Genomic DNA, 20,020 nt, shown 5'->3' with positions numbered 1-20,020 from the left:
AACGATCAATACTGATCAGTAGGGCGGAGTACCCTCTGCCCTGCTGATATCTCAGGCTGGCCGTTTAATATGGCCCTGACTGGCCGGGAAATGCGGCCCTGCTGGCCGCGGAAAGTGGCTGTTTGCATCTAGTGTGTTATACCTTTGTGGAGCAGATGGCAGCCGGAATTGTAGCACACCCTGAAAAGTGTGGCCACAGTTGCGGCGTTCTGGCGGGAAAGGTTGCCCCTTGCGGGGCAGCATAAGCGACAGAAAAAGGCTGGCAGGCGGTGCGGGCAAGCACTGTCTGTCAGCCGTGTCATTTGCGGAACAAAGGTATATCAAAGCCCCCGTCAGCCGCTGCTTCCCATCGTATCAGAACCACCACGGCAGCTTTCCGCGCAGGCTGTCCATCGCCTCGCCCTCCACCTTCTTTGTCCAGCTCTCGCTGAGATGGAAATGGAGCGCCGCGCCGATCAGCGGGTGCTCGATTCCATCGGTAAAGCCATAGCGGTACAGCAGATAGGTCTGCTCTCTGGCCGTCAGCTTGTCCAGCGCCGCATACAATTCTATCAGCTGCTCTTTTTGGATATAGATTTGCTCCGGCGTTTGGGTGTGAGGGTCGGCTATGGCTTCGATCCGCAGCATCCGTTCATCCTCTGAGAGAACGTCATCCAGATATACTCTCTGGAAGCCGGGGCCGTCTTTCTTATCCACCATCCGTTGCTCAAATAAACCGAGGGCGGCGCGGATGCAGTCCGTCATGGCGTTGCGGAGCGCCGGTGCTGCATAGGTCAGAAATTTCATGCCCCGTCCGGCATCAAACAAAGGGATCGCGTTCAGCAGGCCGATACTTCCCTCCTGCATCAAATCATCCAAATCAATTCCAATATCATTTTCATCCAGCCCCATGTTTCGGTATTGCTCCAGCGCAATTTTTCGGATGAATCCCAGATTCTTTTCCAGCAGAATGTCACGGGCAGTCGTATCCCCTTTCTGTGCCAGTCTGCACAGCTGCTCATTGCTCCGGGTCGGCATTTTGCTTCTCCTGCGCGTGGTCTAAGGTGGATTGGAGAAATTCCGTCAGCGCCTGACCGAACTTGTCTAATGCTTCCTTTTGCACACCGTCCATCCCCGCTGCGCTCTGGGTGACGGCGGCTGGGGAGGTTCATCGGCCAGTATCGTACCCGGTTTTTCCTGCCGGATAAGCGCAATGGGCAGGTGGTGTTTTCCTACAAGCCCCTTCCAGGGGCGGAGGAAAAGATCTACCGACTGATCTCTGACATCACGATTTCCATGAAATCCACAGATTACCTGCAGATGCCACAGTTCGTTTCCTCCGGCTATGAGGTGTATCTCTCTGAGGAGGAAGTGCAACGGTATGTTTCCTTCAAGGCAAGTAAAACCGAGCCACAGGAGGCAAACGTGGGGCTTACGGTGGAAATCCCGCTCGATAAGGTATCGTTGGGTAATCTTACCAAGCTGCTGGAAGCCAAGGGAAGTTCTACCACGTCCAACAGTGCAGGCGGTCATACGCACAATATTGGCCGTGATACGGATGGAGGTGCAGGCAGCAGCCGCTATACAGTGCATAGTGCAGGAACTTCTGGGGCGCAGGCTACCTCCCCGACCAGCAGTGCTGGGGCGCATACTCACTCACTGACTCCAAAAGGAAAGAACGCAAATACGGGAGGTGGTGGCTCCCACACCAACCTGCAGCCCTATATCGTCTGCTATATGTGGAAGCGGACAGCATAACTTTATATTTTCTGGAAATCAGCGACTACTCTTCGGGGTAGCCGCTTTTTTCATACCAAAATTTCAAAGGAGGAACGCGCCATGAAAGAATTCTGGAACACCATCCAACTCATTTTTTCCGCTGTGGGCGGCTGGCTGGGGTATTTCCTTGGCGGCTGTGATGGCTTGCTTTATGCCCTGATCGCCTTCGTGGTGATCGACTACGTCACGGGTATGATGTGCGCCATCATCAACCGGGAGTTATCCAGCGCAGTCGGCTTCAAAGGGATCTTCCGCAAAGTGCTGATCTTCCTGCTTGTCGGAATTGCAAACATCATCGATGTGCAGGTAATCGGAACCGGGGCGGTCTTACGGACAGCGGTGATCTTTTTCTACATCTCCAATGAAGGCGTGAGCCTGCTGGAGAATGCAGGACATCTGGGACTGCCGATCCCGGAAAAGATCAAAACGGTATTAGAGCAGCTCCATGACAGAGCAGAAAACGGAAAGGAAGGTAATGAATAATGGTTTACACAAACAGTTCCCTTGTATCTTACACAAAACTCAGTCCTAACCACTCTGGGCAGAGGACGCATTCCATTGACCGGATCACTCCCCACTGTGTGGTCGGCCAGCTGACGGCGGAGAACATCTGCGGATGCTTTACCAGCCCGTCCAGAGAGGCCAGCTGCAATTATGGCATCGGGAAAGACGGAAAGATCGCACTTTGCGTGGAGGAGAAGAACCGCTCCTGGTGTTCTTCCAGCAGCGCCAACGACCAGAGGGCTGTCACCATCGAGTGCACCAGCGATTTGAATCATCCCTACGCAATGACCACCGCTGTTTACAATTCCCTCGTGAAACTGTGTACGGACATCTGCAAACGGAATGGGAAGAAGAAACTTCTCTGGCTGGGGGATAAGAATAAGACGCTGAATTACTCGCCAAAGTCTGATGAGATGGTACTCACTGTCCATCGCTGGTTTGCGAACAAGTCCTGTCCGGGGGACTGGCTGTATTCCCGGCTTGGGGATCTTGCCTCCAAGGTAACGGCAGCACTGGGAGGTTCTTCATCTGGATCAGCAGCTTCTGCTTTATACCGTGTCCGCAAAAGCTGGCCGGATGCCAAGAGCCAGAAGGGGGCTTTCAACAATCTGGATAACGCAAAGAAATGCGTCGACTCCAATGCTGGCTATTCTGTATTTGATGAAAGCGGCAAGGTGGTTTATACCGGAAAGCAGTCGGGCGCTGGAAGTTCAACCGGTTCCTTCCTGGTACAGGTAACAGCAACCGACTTGAATATCCGCAAAGGCCCTGGTACGAATTACGCCAAGACCGGGAAGTACACCGGGAAAGGGGTATTCACCATTACCGAGGTAAAATCCGGCACTGGCTCTGTGGCTGGCTGGGGTAAACTCAAGAGCGGTGCTGGTTGGATTTCCCTGGAGTACTGTAAGCGTCTTTAAGTAAAACGAGGAAGATCAGGATTGCCCGTGGGCTGTGCGATAGATGCATGGTCTGCGGGCCTTATTTTTTTGTCTGTAATACCCCCTCAAAACGCTGTAGAAATCTCCGTATTTTGAAGGAGGCATCCTTCGGATAGGAGGAATACCATGCAGGTAACGAAGGTGACGGCTGGTTTTCAGAATCAGACAGCAGAGAGGAAACTATTCACAGATGAGGAACTGCAAAGGGAATTTGACTATTACATGGCGCAAAAACTGCTGGAAAAGTTGCGGGAGGCAGACCAGATTTCTGAGGGTGAATTAGACAAAATTACGGCGAAAAACCGCCAATCATTCTCTCCCTATCTGGCTCGGATTATGCCCTAAATGACTTGCTATTTGCAGGTGTCAGAGCGAATATGTCCGTACCGAAAGAGAGGTGAGAGGATGAAACGGATCACAAAAATTGAAGAAAATATGCCCCTCGAAAAGAGAAAACTTAGAGTGGCGGCCTACTGCCGGGTATCTACAGCCAGAGATGAACAGCTTGTTAGTCTGGCAGCGCAGAAGGCCCACTATGAGAGTTACATCAAATCCAATGATGAGTGGGAGTTTGCCGGACTTTACTATGACAAAGGTATTTCCGGTACGAAAAAAGAAAAGCGGGACGGGCTGCTGGCGATGGTTGCCGCCTGCGAGAGAGGAACGATTGACTTCGTCATTACCAAATCCATCAGCCGTTTTGCCAGAAATACCACGGACTGTCTGGAACTGGTGCGGAAGTTACTGGACTTAAAGATCTACATCTATTTTGAAAAAGAAAATCTAAACACGGGCTCCATGGAGAGTGAATTAATGCTTTCCATTTTAAGCAGTCTGGCAGAAAGCGAGTCGGTGTCCATTTCTGAAAATGAGAAGTGGGTATCAAGCGGCGCTTTCAGAATGGAACCTTCATCATTTCCTATCCCCCATATGGTTATGACAATGTGGACGGGGAGATGGTGATCGTGCCGGAGCAGGCGGAGATCGTGAAACAGATCTTTGCGGACACGCTTGCGGGGAAAAGTACCCACGAGATTGCGGAGGAACTGAATGAGCGGGGCGTTGCTACCAAGAAGGGCGGACATTGGACGCCGGGTACCGTCAACGCCATCATCGGGAATGAAAAATATACGGGTGACGTCCTGTTCCAGAAGACCTATACGGACAGCAGCTTTAACCGCCATCAGAACCGGGGAGAACTTGACCAGTACCTGATGCAGGACCACCATGAAGCAATCATCAGCAAGGAAGAGTTTGAACTGGCCAATGCGGTTTTGAAACAGCGGGGGCGTGAAAAAGGAAATGGCCATGACACTGGGAGATACCAGAACCGGTACGGCTTTTCTGGCCGGATCTGCTGTGGAGAATGCGGCGGCAAATATAAGAGACGGATGCATTATAAACCCAGCGGCCAGTATGTGGCCTGGGCTTGTGCCAATCATCTGAAAGATAAGGAAAGTTGTTCGCAGAAATACATCACGGATGATGCTTTGAAACTGGCGTTTGTTACCATGATGAACAAGCTGGTCTTTGGACATCAGATGGTGCTGCGTCCTCTTTTGCAAAGCCTGCGGGGGCTGAATGATCAATCCCGGCTGCTAAAGATTGAAGAACTGGAAACGGCAATCGAGAAAAACAGGGAGCAGAAACAGGTGCTGACGAACCTGATGGCAAGCGGCTATCTGGAGCCTGCTCTTTTTAATAAGGAAAGTAATGAACTTGCAGCGGAAGCAGAAGCCCTGCGGCAGGAAAAGGATGGGCTGATGCGCTCTGTCAATGGAGATATGGTCAAAATTGAGGAACTGCAGCGGCTGCTCCGGTTTACATCCAAAGGAACCATGATGACGGAATTCGATGATGAAATTTTCCTTTCTTTCGTGGAGCGGATCACCGTACTGTCCAGAAAAGAAGTGGTTTTTGAATGGAAATGCGGACTGTCCTTGAAAGAAAGGCTGGTGGAACCATGAGACACATTCCGTAAGGATACCGGATTGAAAATGGTCGGGCGGTCATCGATGAAGAACAGGCCGCCACGGTGCGGGATTTTTTTCAGAACTATATTTCCGGCATGGCGCTTATGCCCGCCGCTGAGAAGGTCGGATTAAATCTGTACCACGGGAGCGCCGGAAGGATGCTCCGGAATAAGAAGTATCTTGGAGATGATTACTATCCGGCTATTATCGACAAAGAAACCTTCGATAAGGCAGAAGAAATACGCATGAGCCGAGCAAAAGCGCTGGGGCGGGTGTGGGAACTGGAAGGAAAGAAGGACATCCTCTTCCCTACCAATTTTACCATGCCTGTAGTGAAAAAGGGTTCTGACGATCCCTTTGAACAGGCGGCGCATGCATACAGTTTGATTGAGAGCGAGGTAGATGGGGATGGAGCTAAGTAGGAATATTACCGTGATCCCCGCCAGAAAGCGGGTAGGAAATACCGCTGCAGTTGGGCAGCGGCCAAAGCTGAAAGTCGCTGCTTACTGTCGGGTTTCTACGGATAGTGAGGAGCAGGCATCCAGCTATGAGGTGCAGGTGGCGCATTATACGCAGTTTATCCAGAAGAATCCGGAATGGGAACTGGCCGGGATTTATGCTGATGACGGGATCACTGGAACGAATACGAAAAAGCGGGAGGAATTTAACCGCATGATCCGGGACTGCATGGACGGAAACATTGATATGATCATTACCAAGTCCATCAGCCGGTTTGCCAGAAACACCCTGGATTGTCTGAAGTATATCCGGGAACTGAAGGAGAAGAACATCCCGGTTTTCTTTGAAAAAGAGAACATCAACACCATGGATTCCAAGGGTGAGGTGCTGCTTACCATTATGGCGAGCCTGGCACAGCAGGAAAGCCAGTCTTTGAGTCAGAACATCAAACTCGGATTGCAGCACCGCTTCCAGAACGGGGAGGTCCGGGTCAACCACAGCCGGTTCCTGGGTTACACAAAGGATGAGGAAGGAAACCTGATCATAGAGCCTGCGGAGGCGGAGGTGGTAAAGAGGATTTACCGGGAGTACCTGGAAGGGGCAAGCCTGCTCCAGATCGGGCGTGGACTTGAAGCAGACGGGATTCTTACCGGGGCCGGAAAAACGAAGTGGCGTCCGGAAACACTGAAGAAAATCCTGCAGAATGAAAAGTACATTGGAGACGCCCTTTTGCAGAAGACCTATACTGTTGACTTTCTCAATAAAAAGAGGGTGCAGAACAAGGGGATTGTTCCACAGTATTATGTGGAAAACAGCCATGAGCCCATCATTCCCCGTGACCTTTATATGCAGGTGCAGGAGGAAATGATCCGGCGGGCGAACCTCCACAGTGGAGCCAACCGGAAAAAGAGGGTTTACAGCAGCAAGTATGCCTTATCCAGTATTGTATACTGCTCCAAGTGCGGCGAAATTTACCGGCGGATTGCATGGAATAACCGGGGAAAGCACTCCACCGTGTGGCGGTGCTGTAACCGTGTGGAACATGGACCAACTGCCTGTGATGCACCAACCATTCAAGAGGTGGATCTGCAGGCGGCGGTGGTACAGGCGATCAACCTTGCGCTGGGTAACAGAGAAAGCATGATGTCCACTCTCCAGGAGAACATAGAAGCGGTAATACGGCAGGAGGATGAAACCTCATTGGAAGGGATTGAGGCCAAACTGCTGGACCTGCAAAAGGAACTTCTGAAGCTGGCGAATTCAAAAAAGGATTATAACAGTGTTGCGGATGAGATTGACAGGCTGCGGGAACTGAAGCAGAATGCCTTGGTGGAGAGCGCCGAGCGGGAGGGACTGAAACAGCGGATCAGGGAGATGCGGGAGTTTCTGGAACAGCAGTCCATAGAGGTCACGGAATATGATGAACTGCTGGTACGGCGGCTGATAGAGAAGGTCACGGTTTATAATGAGCGGTTTGAGGTGGAGTTCAAATCTGGGGCAAAGGTGGATGTGGAGAGGTAAATAACAGAATGAATGAGGTACCTTGTGGCTTTTGAAATGGCTGCAAGGTGCTTTTTTAATAGGCTGTTAATTTCAAAGAAGGCAGCTTGTGCTTATCAACCATAGGGTTTATAATCGTACTATGCTGATGGAGGTGGAAAATGACAACATCAGATATGATCAGAGAATTGTGTGACAGAATGAATATCAGCTTTGCGGAACTTTGCAGACGGATTGGACAGACTCCGCAGAATTTTAATAAGAAGCTGCAGCGTGGTACCGTATCCTCTGAGGAAATGGCAAAGATTGCAGAGGCGTTGGATGTTGGATATGAGCAGGCGTTTGTGTTGCCGGATGGATATGAAATAAAAATGGGAAGTAAGTAGGAGGAAATATACATTGAAAGAAGACAGGATACCAAAAATATTTATATCATATTCTTGGAGTAGTGATGCGTTAGTGCTAGAATTGGCACAGAGACTGGTTTCGCATGGGGTTGATGTTGTTCTTGATAAGTGGGATTTGAAAGAAGGTCAAGATAAATATGCGTTTATGGAACGTTGTGTTAATGATCCTGAGATAACAAAGGTTCTAATTATTTGCGATAAAGTATATGCACAGAAGGCGAATGATCGTACCGGAGGAGTAGGAGATGAAACTGTGATTATTTCCAGTGAAATCTATGGAAATATGAAACAAGAAAAATTCATTCCTGTTATAGCAGAAAAAAGCGAGGATGGGAAACCATATGTTCCTACATATATAAAAACAAGAATATATATTGATTTGTCTGATCCGGAGACGTATGAGATAGAGTATGAGAAACTTCTTCGTAATATCTATGAAAAACCGCAATTTACAAAACCAAAGTTAGGAAAAATGCCCGAATGGCTTGACGAAGAGAAAACAGATTTTTTTCAACTAAAGGATTTAATTCGTCAAATACGTGGAAGTAATACAGATAATAAAAGAAAAAGTTGTATATCCCGATTTCAAATAACACACATCGAAGTTTTAAAGGAATATATTGAAAAGAATGCTAGTCCAGAACGAGTATACGAAATATTTTTAAATACCAAGCCAGTGAGAGATTTCTTTTTAGAGTTTGTAGAAACCCTTGCAGAGACAGGAACAGATTATGCAGAGATAATAGCCGAGGGCTTTGAAACAATGTATAACCAATTGACTTGTATCAAAACATTTGAACCAAATGCGAATTCAGCTTCTCAAGACGACTTAGATATATTTAAAATCTATATATGGGAATTATTTATATGTGTTATTGCTTTCATGCGTCATATTAAAGATTATGCAGCAATAAACGAAATGCTTACATATACATATTTTTTAGAAACAAGCATATTTGGAGGAGCTATTAAGCCAAACAATTATACAGCTTTTAGACATCATAGCCGCATCATTGAGGAGTGTTATAAGCCAAAAACGGAAATGAAAAATAAATATACTCTTATGGGTGATGTTATTTGTAGTCAGAGAGAAAAACTTCCAATTTACACAGGAGAAGCTATTGCTGAAGCAGATTTATTCCTTTATCAAGTATGTAATGCTTATGAGTTGTCAGAAAATGAACAGAGCTGGCATAAAGCGTATTGGTTTCCAACATGTTATGTTTATGCTAAGAACATGCCTATTGAATGGGAAAAAATGAAATCCCGAAGATATTGTGATAAGATGATGGTGTTGTTTGGTGTGGACAGTTTAGAGGCTTTAAAGACGGTTATCAGCAGATGTACATTTGATAGCAAAATGAAGTACTCCGGGAGTTGGGATGCAGCACCAGCAATATTAAATAGTATTCAAGTTGAAGACATAGGCACGTTGAGTTGATTTTCTTGATATTCTATAAAAATATAAGGTTTTAAACAATTTTGTTTTCTGCCTATTAGATAGACAATTGACAATTAAGTAAGAGAATGTGAGAAAATCATTGAAATTAAGGTAATCTAAATAACGTTAGAGTACTATTGCTTGCGATGAAGAGAAGATATATAGTTATTGGCAAGGGGAATAGTTTGAAAAAAGCAAATTGATTCAAAATCGTGGAATAGACATAAAAACAGTTTGCACAGCGAACGAAATAAAGAGTAATTCCACCTGGATAAAGAATCTCATCTATACACCAATATCAAAACAGGTGGGTGAATCTGATATACTATTGGTACATCAGACGATAGAAAGATCATGGTTTACGATGAATAATTTGAGATGGAATTTAAATCTATGACGAAGGTGGATGTGAAAGGGTAAATGAAATAAGATGTATGAAAATGGTATATTGCAGGAATATAGGGCGTTTTTATAACGTATATTATTTGGTGTTTTGATAGATTTTTTGAGCGAAAATGTGTATAATAAATATAGAAATAAGAAAGTTCGATATCTGGTAGGATAAGAAGTAATTTTATAGTAAAAAGTTTTGCTTATCTATACAATGTAGTTTTGCAAATTTTTAGTATTGAATTTGGCTTCCAATCGTAGTATGATAATAAGACTTAGTTATACACAATTTAGGGATAGGAGGGATAGCATGGAAAAAACTTTAGCAGTTGCCAAAGCATTATATGATATGTATAGTGATCGATTTCATACAAATATGGATGAAATGAAAATGCATAAACTCATGTACTTTGCTCAGAAAGAATCCCTCATGTATAATAGAACTGCATTATTTAGTGAGGATTTTTACGGTTGGAAATATGGGCCTGTATTGAAGAGTGTTCGACATGAATATTTAACAGGAAATCTATTTGTAGATGTTACAGATACAGTATCATTTTCTACAAAGAAATTATTGCGGGCTGTCCTAGAACGTTACGGAACTGTTTCTTCATGGAAGCTTAGTTGCTTATCGCATGATGAATTCTCTTGGAAAAAAGCGCGTAAAGGTTTGGGCTCTTCAGAGAATGGGGACGTTAAATTAAGTTTAAATGCAATGATGGTAGATGCTACACGTGAACTTGCGGTACGTAAGGCAAAAGAGAAACAATAGTGTGGAGGGTTTAATATTACTATTGAGGAAACACGTCAATATTTCGCAAGCTTCAAATGTGAAGTGTTGACATCGAAAGAAGAGAACAAAAATATTATTGAAGAGTTTCGGTCACAAAAAAATAAAAATACTCTTGGTAATTACTTAAAAAAGAATGCCTGGACTGAAGATTTAGCTGGCGAAACTAGAATATATTTGGTTAAGGATTCAGAAGGGAAAGTTGCATTATATTTTTCATTAAAATGCGGATTGCTTTTTAGTAAAAAACAGTATGATAAATTAGAAGATGATGAACGAAAGTTTGTTGATATATTGGTGGATGCCAAGCGAGATAATGATTTGGAAACTATCAAGAGTTATTATGAATATGGAAGTTCAGAGTTTTCTGATATTGATCGTTTGTTTAAGATAGCTGAAAAACGCATCGATTTAAAAAATGAGACACAAGAATTCGGTGGGAAAAATACTTTAGCGGTTGCTGAATGTTTTTCTGGAATAGAGTTACGGCATTTTTGCCGAAATGAAGCGTATCATACACCGGAAGATTTAAAGACACCGTTAGGATTTGGAATTTTTTGGGAAGTAATCGTGCGAGAAATTTTTAAGATTACTCAAAAAATAGGTTGTAAATATTTATATCTTTTCGCAGCCGATAAAACTGAAAATTCAGATATAAAGAAATTAGTACGTTATTATAAAAGTGCTTTGAAGTTTTATGAATGTGATGAAGATGACATTATTATTATACGGCCTGAATACGATGAAGATTGCTACGGGTTGATTCAAGAAATTACAAAATTATCTAGCAATCAAGAAGCTGTTTGGCAAGAATTCTCTGATGTATATGTTTAGTAAGGTTGTCCCGAAAATCTCGGAACAACCTTATTTTTAATTTCAATATAGAAACAATGACTTATTAGATAAGCTTTTTTAGGAACAACAGGTCAAGGAATATGTACGAAGAGATACGGATTTGATATATTAGAAATAAAGATATGTTCCCGCATACGATCGAGAGGGTAAAAACAGCGGTGGATCAAGGCGGACGAATCGCCCGGCAAATGACGTACTTTCTGTCCTCTCGTGCCATGTGGAGACGGTTGTACTTTTGTCCCACAAATCCCCGGACAGTGTTATTAACGTAAAGGTAGAATTTGGAGAAGGCGACGATAAGATATCGCTGGATGCGATTGCAGAACGAGCGAAGAAATATCAGCCAAAACCGAAAATCACATATAAGATGATACAGGAATATGTGGGGAAGAAGTATGGATTTAAGGTACATACCGCTTATATTGCAGAAGTGAAAAGGTCTTTGGGACTGACAATGTATGATGCGCCTAATGCGACAGAGGAATTGAAGCAGCCGGGGAAACGTCCGCCGAAAGAAAAGGTAGAAGCGATAATAGAGGCGCTTAAGCATTTTGAGGTAATTTAAATGGATGAAAATATTTACCAGATTGCAGAGCAGATAATCTAATTACATCAGAAAGCCTATGAAGTTTATTTGCCATTGGTTGAAGATGTGTGCAGCAGAACTGTGTCGGAAGATGAATTGTCACATTTGTTAGATTATTTACTGGATTTTGCGTGTGATGAAAAAATCTTGGGATTGTACCAAAGGGTATGTAGAAAGTATTTGGATGCATATCCCGGTTGTATTAGGGATTATATTGAAGCATATCGGGAAATGTGGGAAGATGAAGGTAAATTGGCAAATGATTTATGAATTAGGCGGAGGATATATGTTCTAAGAGATATGTTGCTTAAGTTTATGCTGGGGAGAGGAGGATACTTATGGCGAAAATTGTTAAGGAGACTATCCATGCAAAAGGTATTGACATAGGAATCTATACTACAAATTTTGAAAATGAATTTATTTCATTAACAGATATTGCAAAATATCGAAATGAAGACGACCCGCGATTTGTGATTCAAAACTGGATGCGAAATAGAAATACGATTGAGTTTTTAGGCGTTTGGGAAGAATTGCATAATCCAGATTTTAACCGTGTGCAATTCGAGGCGGTTAAAAATGAGGCTGGATTAAATCGTTTTGTTATGACACCGACAAAGTGGATTACGCAGATGAATGCTATCGGTATTGTCTCAAAAGCAGGACGTTATGGCGGAACATATGCCCATAGCGATATTGCTATGTCTTTCGCAACATGGATTTCTCCTGAATTCCAGTTATATATCATGAAAGATTACAGGAGATTAAAGACGGATGAGAATAGTCGGCTATCTCTGAATTGGAATTTGAATATAGAGATTTCTAAGTTGAATTACAGGATACATACTGACGCGATTAAGGATAATTTGATACCGCCAGAATTAACACCCGCACAGGTAGCGTATACCTATGCAAATGAAGCAGATATGCTGAATGTTGTTTTGTTTGGAAAGACGGCTAAGCAATGGAAAGATGAAAATCCGACTGTTAAAGGGAATATGCGGGATGTAGCAACCTTGAATCAGTTACTGGTACTTGCGAATCTGGAAAGTTATAATGCGGTTTTAATTAATCAGGGGAAAAGTCAAAAAGAGCGTATGAAATTGTTGCGGCAGTTGGCGATACAGCAGTTGCGGACATTGGAGTCGGTAAGTTTAAACAATTTCCCGAAAATAGAAAAATAGAAGCAAATAGGTAAAGGAAAAAATAATAGAAACTACCTTTGAATTTTCTTATGAGTATGTGTACACGATTTGTAGAGTGGCGGTATAGTTTTTGCCATCGATTAAGGAGTGGTTTAAATATGATTGAACTATTACTAGATGCTATTGTGGCCCTTGGTTCTAACGAGATGCAGAATGTTCTGACTTCAGTTGGAGAGAGTGCGGTAAAAAAATTTAGAGAATTACAGGCATGGAAGAAATTAATTGTTGGTACAGGAGAATTCTTTATTAAAAATGAACAGGAAGAGAATTCGTTTTTTGAGGATTTAGAACTTGTATTGTCGAGAGAAAATTTAACTCAGATAGCGAAGGAATTAAAATCTGACGAAGGATATGAATTGAAACATAGACTGTATAATTCTCTTATGAAATTGATGAACAAGTATGAAATTCCTTATGAAGTTGCTGAAACTTACACAATAAAAATAATTTATGCAGTGCTTGAACAGCTAAAAACAATCGCTCCTGATAAATATGAACATTATTTCCTACAGGAATGGAAAGAAGAGCAGGAAAGTAGTTTTCTGGAATTACAAAATCGAATCGATAAGATGTCAAATGAGCTTGCAATTTACAATCGTGAGCAAGTAGCAATAGCATCTTCTGGGCAAATGGATATCGAGCTTAGAAGAAAAACTCAGAATCCATCTATTGGAATAGAATTTTTTATAGTTGATGATGAGCATTTTCAAGATGAATTTGAAGATCAGAGATATGAAGAATTAGTCTTTGTGAGGGGACGTAGCAGAGAAGAGACTATTTACTGTGTCCTTAATGAATTGTGGAGACTTAATGACAAACGTCCTATTTACATTGTTAAAAATATAGAGTCATGGAATAAACTTCATGTATTGGAAAATGAAGGGAATGTGTACATTCCTTGGTTCTATGCGGAAGAAATTGTAGCGATTGAGAATAACACTAATATTTTTGTGATAGATGAGAATACTCCGGTATTTAACAAGAGAGTTTTAGAGTTACGCCCAAGAACGCGGGACACGTTATCAAAATGCTTAAAAGAAGCGGGAATGGAGTATGATAAAGCCTATGCTCTTTTAGCTGATACGCATGGTTTATATGCACAGATGAAAAAACAACTGTTTAGAGGGGAATATTTAAAAGTACCTTCTTGGATGGAGCGTGTTAGTGATAGAGCGAAAAAGACATGTCTCCTCATTGGAAGTTGGGAAGAAATCGAAGGTGATAAATTAATCATTGAATCTTTGTATGGTGATTCATATGATAGATTCTTAGAAGAGGTTCTTCCATATGCGAAAGGAGAAGATCCTCTCCTATATATGATAAAGCGTAATGGATCTATTTCATACTACTTGGCAAGCACGGAAAATATATGGAGTTATCTTAATGTTCTGCCTAACGAAAAGATTTGGCAATCATTTGTCACGGCTGCATATGAAGTGATTAGTGAATCAGAGAATTTTTTTACTTATGATGGTCGTGAAAGATTGATAGCACAGTTTAAAGGCGAAAAGTTATTCTGGTCTGAAACAATGCGAAAAGGTATGTTGAAAACATTGCTCATTAAAGGCGCATATCAGAATGACGAAGAAACGCAATTAACTTTAAACAGATTGGTCTCGGAAGTGTTAAGTTGTGTGAAAACTGAAAAGCAGTGGATTTACATATCTAAATTCTGGAGAGAACTCTGTGAAATATCTCCAGAAGCCACATTGGAAAGACTTGAAAACGAATTAAATGAAGATACAGGACTACTATGCCTGTTTCAAAATCAATCAAGTGATTTCCTTTTCGGAAGAAATGCGTATATTGATATTCTTTGGGGAATTGAACAGTTTCTTTGTCAAAGAGATTATTTTTGGTCGGCGTTTAGATGGCTTTTGAAATTAGATGCCTTCCATTTTGAATATAAATCAAATTCTCCTAAGGATATTTTCTCGAAAATATTTTGCACATGGATGAATTTTTCTTCTCTTCAGACTGCAGAGGAAAAATTAGCAGCAGCCGAAATAGCTTTTGATATTGACTATAATAATACTTGGGAATACTTGTATTCGGCGATCAATAATAGTGGAAGAAGTATGTTTGGTGAGCTATTATCACCAAAATATCGGGAGTATGAAAAAGCACAAGCAACTACTATAGCTGAAATGAGAAAGGCACATTTGGGCTATTTTGAACTTCTTATAAAGCACATGGATTTTTCGGTAGATCGTTGGAAGAAAATGGTTGATTTATCAGGCGAGGTGCCTGAAAATTCAAATAAGAACATTTTTGAACAACTTTTGTATGAACTTAGCCAAATGTCTGATGAAGAAGTAATGCGGATTAAAAATGAGATTAGACATCTCATCTATAAACATAGATATTTTTCGTCTTCAGATTGGTCAATGCCAGAAGAAAAAATTGCTGAATACGAAAAACTTCTTGATAAAATTAATATTAAAACTCCGGAATATGAATATAGCTATTTATTTGTAAGCAATCATGATTATCCACTTCTTCATCCTGTTCCTTATAAACAAAAAGGGGAAAGCGATAATAACGAATCAGCTACACAAGAGTTGATTCGAGATAAATTAGCAGAATTCCAATCATATGGCTATGATTTAACTGTATTGGCAAAGGTTTGCGCCCAAGAATCGTTTTCTACTTTGGGAAATTATCTGGCTCAATATTGGAATAATGGTAAATGGGATTTTGCTACGTTTAAAAAACTATTATTCGTTCAAGTATCAGGTGCAATTGCAATTGACTATTTAAGAAGTATAGGCAGTAGTGAGGTTATACCATATGACACAATTATTGAGGATTTATCAAATCATGGTTGTTCGACTGAAGTTTTGGCGGAAGTATATAAGATAGAAGCGCATAGAACCAAAGAAATTCCGCTTGTTACATTCGCCTCTGAACCGATAAAAAAAGAGTTTTGGAAAACTTGCTTTCATTGTGATGAGTACAATAAGTTTTGGGCATTAGCAGAATGTAAAAAGTATGCTACTCTTGCTGTATATCTTGATCAGGTTCATTTAATTCACTACCGAAATCCTTTGTCAGCGGAACAGATCTTTGAGGGTTTTGAAGAAATTGAGAGTATGCCACATTCAGAAGGCAATCAGTTGACAAGCTATCATGTTAAACAGCTTATAGGTGTAATTCAAGAGGCTTATATCGATGATCCGCAAAAATGTATCAGGATTGCTCATCTTGAGATTATATTTATGAATTTGTTGGATTGGAAGAATATGAAATGCTTTCATCATATAATCAAGCAGTCTCCGGAATTATTTGCACAACTGGTAGAAGGGGTATTTAAAAAGGATCATGGCACAGAGGAAAATCATTCAAAAGATCAGACGTACATTCACAATATGTATACAATCTATGAGAAGGCTCGATTTTGTCCGACAGAAAGTAATGGAGAAGTGTCAGAAGAACAGTTAGAACAATGGATAGAAAAATATAGACAATTACTGCTTGAGAATGATCAAGAAAGCTTGTTTGCGACAACTCTAGGACGTTTGTTCTCTTTTTCGCCGATAGGTACTGATGGTCATGAACCATGTGAAGCAGTCAGAAAAATGATCGAGAAATATGGCGATGAGAAGATGAACGGAGCGTATCGGGTAGCCGTATATAATCGTCGTGGCGTATTCAGTCCTTCAGCAGGGAAAGAAGAACTTAGGATGGCGAAGGAGTTTAAAGAGAATGCTCAGTATTTAGAACCATATTATCCAAAAACTGCAAATATTTTTTATGGATTGTATGAAACCTATAAGAAAGACTCTGAAAGAGAAAGGATGGATGCTGAAAATGGCTGGTACTAGTATCTCTTCCAGAATGGGTTCGAAGGTAATAGGAAAATATGGAACATATCTCATTAAGAAAAAAATAGGAAACGGTGGAAATGGCGTTGTTTTTGTTGCAGACATTATTGAGGGAGGTGAATCGTTACCACAAAAAAACGATTACGCTATTAAATTTTTGGATGTAGCACCAAATGAAGAGAAAAAACTAGAAAAGAGAAAGTTGCGATTTAGAAAAGAAATTGAAACAGTTCTTTCTTTTCAAGATAAAGTTAGCGGAATTATTCCTATATATGATACCTCAGTATATTGTGAAGAAGAACCAGATGTATTATGGTATCTAATGCCAAAAGCAGAACAGTATAACCCACAAAAATTTTCTGTTTTGCAAAAAATGGAGCAGATGTTTGATTTGGGGAATTGTATAAGGCAATTACATAAACTTGGCTTTGTACACAGAGATATTAAGCCAAAGAATCTTTTGCTATTCGATGGGCGAATATGTCTATCTGATTTTGGGCTTGTTAGAAATATTGCTGATACAGATGAACACATAACAGAAATGAATGAGCCTCTAGGCCCACGAGCAATTCGTCCACCTGAATTTCAGTCAATTGAGGAAATTAATGGTGTGGATTACCAAAAATCTGATGTTTATTTGTATGCGAAAACAATTTGGATGGTGCTTAATTGTAATAACAGTGGATTTTTGGAAGAATACTCGAGAAATCGCAACGCTGTTTATATTGATAAAGATAAGTTGCAAATTGAAACGGCAGAACCATTGCATCGTTTGATGGAGGAGGCAACAAAACATTATTATTGGGAACGGATCGATATCGAAGGTTGTTTGGGTTATATAGAAGCCCAATTAAGGGTAATAAGAGGTACCATGCCTCGTCAAACTTTGATGGATTTAAAATATGATGAACAGGCAAAACATAATAGTTGTACTATTCCTTCGGATGAACAGATATATAAAGAACCCAATGCAATTTTGAAAATACTTAATAATATGGCACATACCGTAGGTCTGGTTTTTATTGATGCAGGAAAAGAATCGATGCTTCTTCCTTTGAAAAAAGCAAGATATATTGAAGATAACCTTTATGAAATAGAAATACTTAATCCGTATTATGGGAGAAGAAAAAAGGTAATTGAAATTGCAATTGATGATATTTGTATGAAAAAGGATATGACATATACTCTTCATTCTGTTACGTTTTCGTTTGATGAAAAGCCAGTACCATTGTTTAGCCGAATCAGTGATGGGCTAGGGAACGGATATAAACGCATTCGCTTAAATACAAATTATTTAATCAAAATGGTAAAATTGTCTGTATAGTTATTTTTTTGAGAATTTGTGAAATATATGGTTTTTGACATATGGATACCTGAATACAATTGAAGCAGATTAGCAATGAAATTTTGTTAATGGACAAGAGGAGAATTTTAGAAAATTCCAGAGGAATATAAAACATATCTGATTAGTAATAATTTAGTACTAGATTTTGTGGGAATTTCATACCAGCGTTGAGACGGTATGTTTATTGTCCAAACTTCATTCAGACCAACATATCGAGGTAGAAGTGAAAATGGACGAGCTTGATTTGACGGCTGCGGAGAGCAAAGCCACTTATGAGGAAATCAAGAAGTATGTACTGGAGCATACGGGATTAAAGGTCAGTAATTTATATATCGCACAGGTAAAGCAGAAATGCGGTATTATTGAGAGGGTAAATTATAACCTACCGAAATCAGAAAACTCCAGACAGCCGAAATGCCCGCCAGAAAAAGAAAAAGCTATAAAAGAGGCATTGGAATATTTTCGTATGATCTGACGCTATCTCGGAAATAGTTATACATTTTTGCACATTTGAGCTGCTCTCCGTTCCTACATATAATGAAAGTGAAGAAACGGAGGTGGCTTGTATGAGAGAACAGAAATTCCACATTTATCTGGATAGCCACGAAAGGACAATCCTGCTACATAGCCTTGTGGAACTGAAAAATCAGCTCCTTGCGCAAGGCAGATATGCGGACTGCGTTGACGAACTGATTTTTAAGGTTACGGGCGCACCGCTGAAAAAACTCAAAGTACAACACGATTGCGGGAGGGTATGATGGATGGCGTAGAATTTAAAGAACTGTTCAAGGCAGCTGTGGAAACACTGAGGGAAAAGACGATCACTCCGCTGTTGGAAGCAGACGCAACCTATCAGGAGGAATTTTGCTGATGCAAAGCGGTATAATCAGTATTGGGACGAGTTGGAAAAGGGAGTACATATAGATCATCCTGGACTGACACAGGCGGATATAGACGCGTGGAAATTAGCGGATATTAAACTCGATGAACATATCGCTATCAGTAAGGTGGATACGGATGCCGTGGTTAAATTGAGGGCAAATGAGGCTACCGCGTACGATAGTTTTATTACATCAAAAAATAGTATAGATGAAATCAGCAGTTCGTCACTGCTGGATATTGATGCAATACGTCCTAAGTTAAAAACTGAACCTGATACGGCATTTTTCTGGTCTGGAAGAACAGACGGAATAGGTGGAGCTGAGAATGCAGCAAATATCGCTAAAAGTAGAGGTGGAGTTACATTAGAATCTACAATTGAAAAACAAAAAATTGTTATGCCGGAATGGGATTTTAATAATCCAAGTACAATGGAAGCCTGGGACTTGGCATCTGGAGCATATGCCGAACAGGTATCAGGAGAAATAAGAGCGGTCATTGGTTCAGAATTAAGACCGGGCAATATATGGGAAAATATTGAGCTGCCACGTCTTAAGAATAATCCTAATGTTACAAAGATAACAACAATTGACCCGAAAACAGGTATAGAGCATGTTATTTTTGAGAGGTGAGAAAATGAAAATTACAGGTAGTGTGAACTATGTTAAATTTGATTTGGAAAATGGTTATATCATAAAAGCGGAAGGAGAAATGCTTGTAGGGAGAAAATTTGTAGTATATACAGACACTATGAAAACATGGGAGCCACCGCATGAGAATGAGAAACTCAGTAAAGAACAAATAGAAGAAATCATTCGGGAAGTGCAGGAAAGTATGAGTGAAAATACAGTTCAGATTATATTTGAATAAAAAAATATGTTTTTGCAGAACATTTGCCGGAAACATGAAATATCAGATATGATATCGACATTTTGCCGTAGCTTTTTATAGATCCATAAGCAGAAAGTTCTCCATAAACAGAAAGTTTATCAGGAGATTAGCAGGGGCTACAGGCGTATTAAGAGAGGGGAAAATCAGATGTATATTACGATGAAAATGTACCCCTGTTCCGGAGGAACGGATACCGTAAGTCCGGGACTATGATACTGCGAGTCCGGAGCAGGGATACCGCACTTAAGTGACTACTACTTGCGAGTTTACTCGCT

17 protein-coding genes and 3 pseudogenes are annotated in these 20,020 nt (G+C 41.2%); 19 read left to right on the top strand and 1 reads right to left on the bottom strand.

The window, feature by feature from the left end; all coding sequences use genetic code 11:
* Nucleotides 1-354: 354 nt before the first annotated feature.
* Nucleotides 355-1,017 carry a sigma-70 family RNA polymerase sigma factor gene (locus LKD70_RS16955; protein ID WP_227709058.1) on the bottom strand — a complete coding sequence of 221 codons (663 nt, stop codon included), beginning with the start codon at nucleotides 1,015-1,017 and terminating at the stop codon, nucleotides 355-357.
* A gap of 117 nt (nucleotides 1,018-1,134) precedes the next feature.
* Between LKD70_RS16955 and LKD70_RS16950 the strand changes: the two are divergent.
* From LKD70_RS16950 to LKD70_RS16860, 19 genes and pseudogenes are all read left to right on the top strand, one after another.
* Nucleotides 1,135-1,374 (top strand): annotated as a pseudogene (locus LKD70_RS16950) (ATP-dependent helicase); the annotation flags it as partial.
* A 444-nt stretch (nucleotides 1,375-1,818) separates the two neighbouring features.
* Nucleotides 1,819-2,241 carry a phage holin family protein gene (locus LKD70_RS16945; RefSeq protein WP_227709057.1) on the top strand — a complete coding sequence of 141 codons (423 nt, stop codon included), beginning with the start codon at nucleotides 1,819-1,821 and terminating at the stop codon, nucleotides 2,239-2,241.
* Nucleotides 2,241-3,182 (top strand): N-acetylmuramoyl-L-alanine amidase, encoded by a 942-nt coding sequence (locus LKD70_RS16940; RefSeq protein WP_227709056.1) that lies wholly within the window; start codon nucleotides 2,241-2,243, stop codon nucleotides 3,180-3,182. The genes LKD70_RS16945 and LKD70_RS16940 overlap by 1 nt, the downstream gene beginning before the upstream one ends.
* Before the next feature lie 147 nt (nucleotides 3,183-3,329).
* On the top strand, nucleotides 3,330-3,548 hold the full coding sequence (locus LKD70_RS16935; RefSeq protein ID WP_227709055.1) for an SHOCT domain-containing protein: 219 nt from the start codon (nucleotides 3,330-3,332) through the stop codon (nucleotides 3,546-3,548).
* 60 nt (nucleotides 3,549-3,608) lie between these two features.
* A pseudogene (locus LKD70_RS16930) lies at nucleotides 3,609-5,170 on the top strand (recombinase family protein).
* Nucleotides 5,171-5,238: 68 nt separating this feature from the next.
* The gene (locus LKD70_RS16925; protein WP_456115027.1) at nucleotides 5,239-5,598 is read left to right on the top strand and encodes a recombinase; all 360 of its coding nucleotides are present in this window, start codon (nucleotides 5,239-5,241) and stop codon (nucleotides 5,596-5,598) included.
* Entirely contained in the window at nucleotides 5,585-7,156 is a 1,572-nt protein-coding gene (locus LKD70_RS16920) for a recombinase family protein (protein ID WP_227709054.1), read from the top strand. The genes LKD70_RS16925 and LKD70_RS16920 overlap by 14 nt, the downstream gene beginning before the upstream one ends.
* Nucleotides 7,157-7,296: 140 nt before the next feature.
* Nucleotides 7,297-7,521: a helix-turn-helix domain-containing protein gene (locus tag LKD70_RS16915; protein WP_227709053.1), complete on the top strand. Its 225-nt coding sequence runs from the start codon at nucleotides 7,297-7,299 to the stop codon at nucleotides 7,519-7,521.
* Nucleotides 7,522-7,534: 13 nt separating this feature from the next.
* Entirely contained in the window at nucleotides 7,535-8,983 is a 1,449-nt protein-coding gene (locus LKD70_RS16910; RefSeq protein ID WP_227709052.1) for a toll/interleukin-1 receptor domain-containing protein, read from the top strand.
* A 700-nt stretch (nucleotides 8,984-9,683) separates the two neighbouring features.
* Nucleotides 9,684-10,145, top strand: a complete 462-nt coding sequence (locus LKD70_RS16905; protein ID WP_227709051.1) for a Panacea domain-containing protein — start codon at nucleotides 9,684-9,686, stop codon at nucleotides 10,143-10,145.
* 66 nt (nucleotides 10,146-10,211) lie between these two features.
* The gene (locus LKD70_RS16900; protein ID WP_227709050.1) at nucleotides 10,212-10,997 is read left to right on the top strand and encodes a hypothetical protein; all 786 of its coding nucleotides are present in this window, start codon (nucleotides 10,212-10,214) and stop codon (nucleotides 10,995-10,997) included.
* A 256-nt stretch (nucleotides 10,998-11,253) separates the two neighbouring features.
* Nucleotides 11,254-11,583, top strand: a complete 330-nt coding sequence (locus LKD70_RS16895; protein WP_227709049.1) for a hypothetical protein — start codon at nucleotides 11,254-11,256, stop codon at nucleotides 11,581-11,583.
* Between the two features lie 359 nt (nucleotides 11,584-11,942).
* Nucleotides 11,943-12,785: a KilA-N domain-containing protein gene (locus tag LKD70_RS16890; protein ID WP_227709048.1), complete on the top strand. Its 843-nt coding sequence runs from the start codon at nucleotides 11,943-11,945 to the stop codon at nucleotides 12,783-12,785.
* A 119-nt stretch (nucleotides 12,786-12,904) separates the two neighbouring features.
* Nucleotides 12,905-16,630, top strand: coding sequence for a hypothetical protein (locus tag LKD70_RS16885; RefSeq protein ID WP_227709047.1), 3,726 nt, complete (start codon nucleotides 12,905-12,907; stop codon nucleotides 16,628-16,630).
* Nucleotides 16,617-17,954 (top strand): protein kinase domain-containing protein, encoded by a 1,338-nt coding sequence (locus LKD70_RS16880; protein ID WP_227709046.1) that lies wholly within the window; start codon nucleotides 16,617-16,619, stop codon nucleotides 17,952-17,954. Before LKD70_RS16885 ends, LKD70_RS16880 begins: the two co-directional genes overlap by 14 nt.
* Nucleotides 17,955-18,237: 283 nt before the next feature.
* A pseudogene (locus LKD70_RS16875) lies at nucleotides 18,238-18,450 on the top strand (23S rRNA methyltransferase); the annotation flags it as partial.
* A 91-nt stretch (nucleotides 18,451-18,541) separates the two neighbouring features.
* Nucleotides 18,542-18,733, top strand: a complete 192-nt coding sequence (locus LKD70_RS16870; RefSeq protein WP_087266967.1) for a hypothetical protein — start codon at nucleotides 18,542-18,544, stop codon at nucleotides 18,731-18,733.
* A gap of 144 nt (nucleotides 18,734-18,877) precedes the next feature.
* Entirely contained in the window at nucleotides 18,878-19,486 is a 609-nt protein-coding gene (locus tag LKD70_RS16865; RefSeq protein ID WP_227709045.1) for a hypothetical protein, read from the top strand.
* A 4-nt stretch (nucleotides 19,487-19,490) separates the two neighbouring features.
* Nucleotides 19,491-19,724, top strand: a complete 234-nt coding sequence (locus LKD70_RS16860; protein ID WP_227709044.1) for an Imm74 family immunity protein — start codon at nucleotides 19,491-19,493, stop codon at nucleotides 19,722-19,724.
* The last annotated feature ends 296 nt before the right edge of the window (nucleotides 19,725-20,020 follow it).

This window comes from Ruminococcus turbiniformis (assembly GCF_020687545.1).
Taxonomy (GTDB): Bacteria; Bacillota; Clostridia; order Lachnospirales; family Lachnospiraceae; genus Mediterraneibacter; species Mediterraneibacter turbiniformis.
The sequence above is the reverse complement of the archived record's forward strand: the minus strand, read 5'-3'. Positions and strand labels throughout refer to the sequence as shown.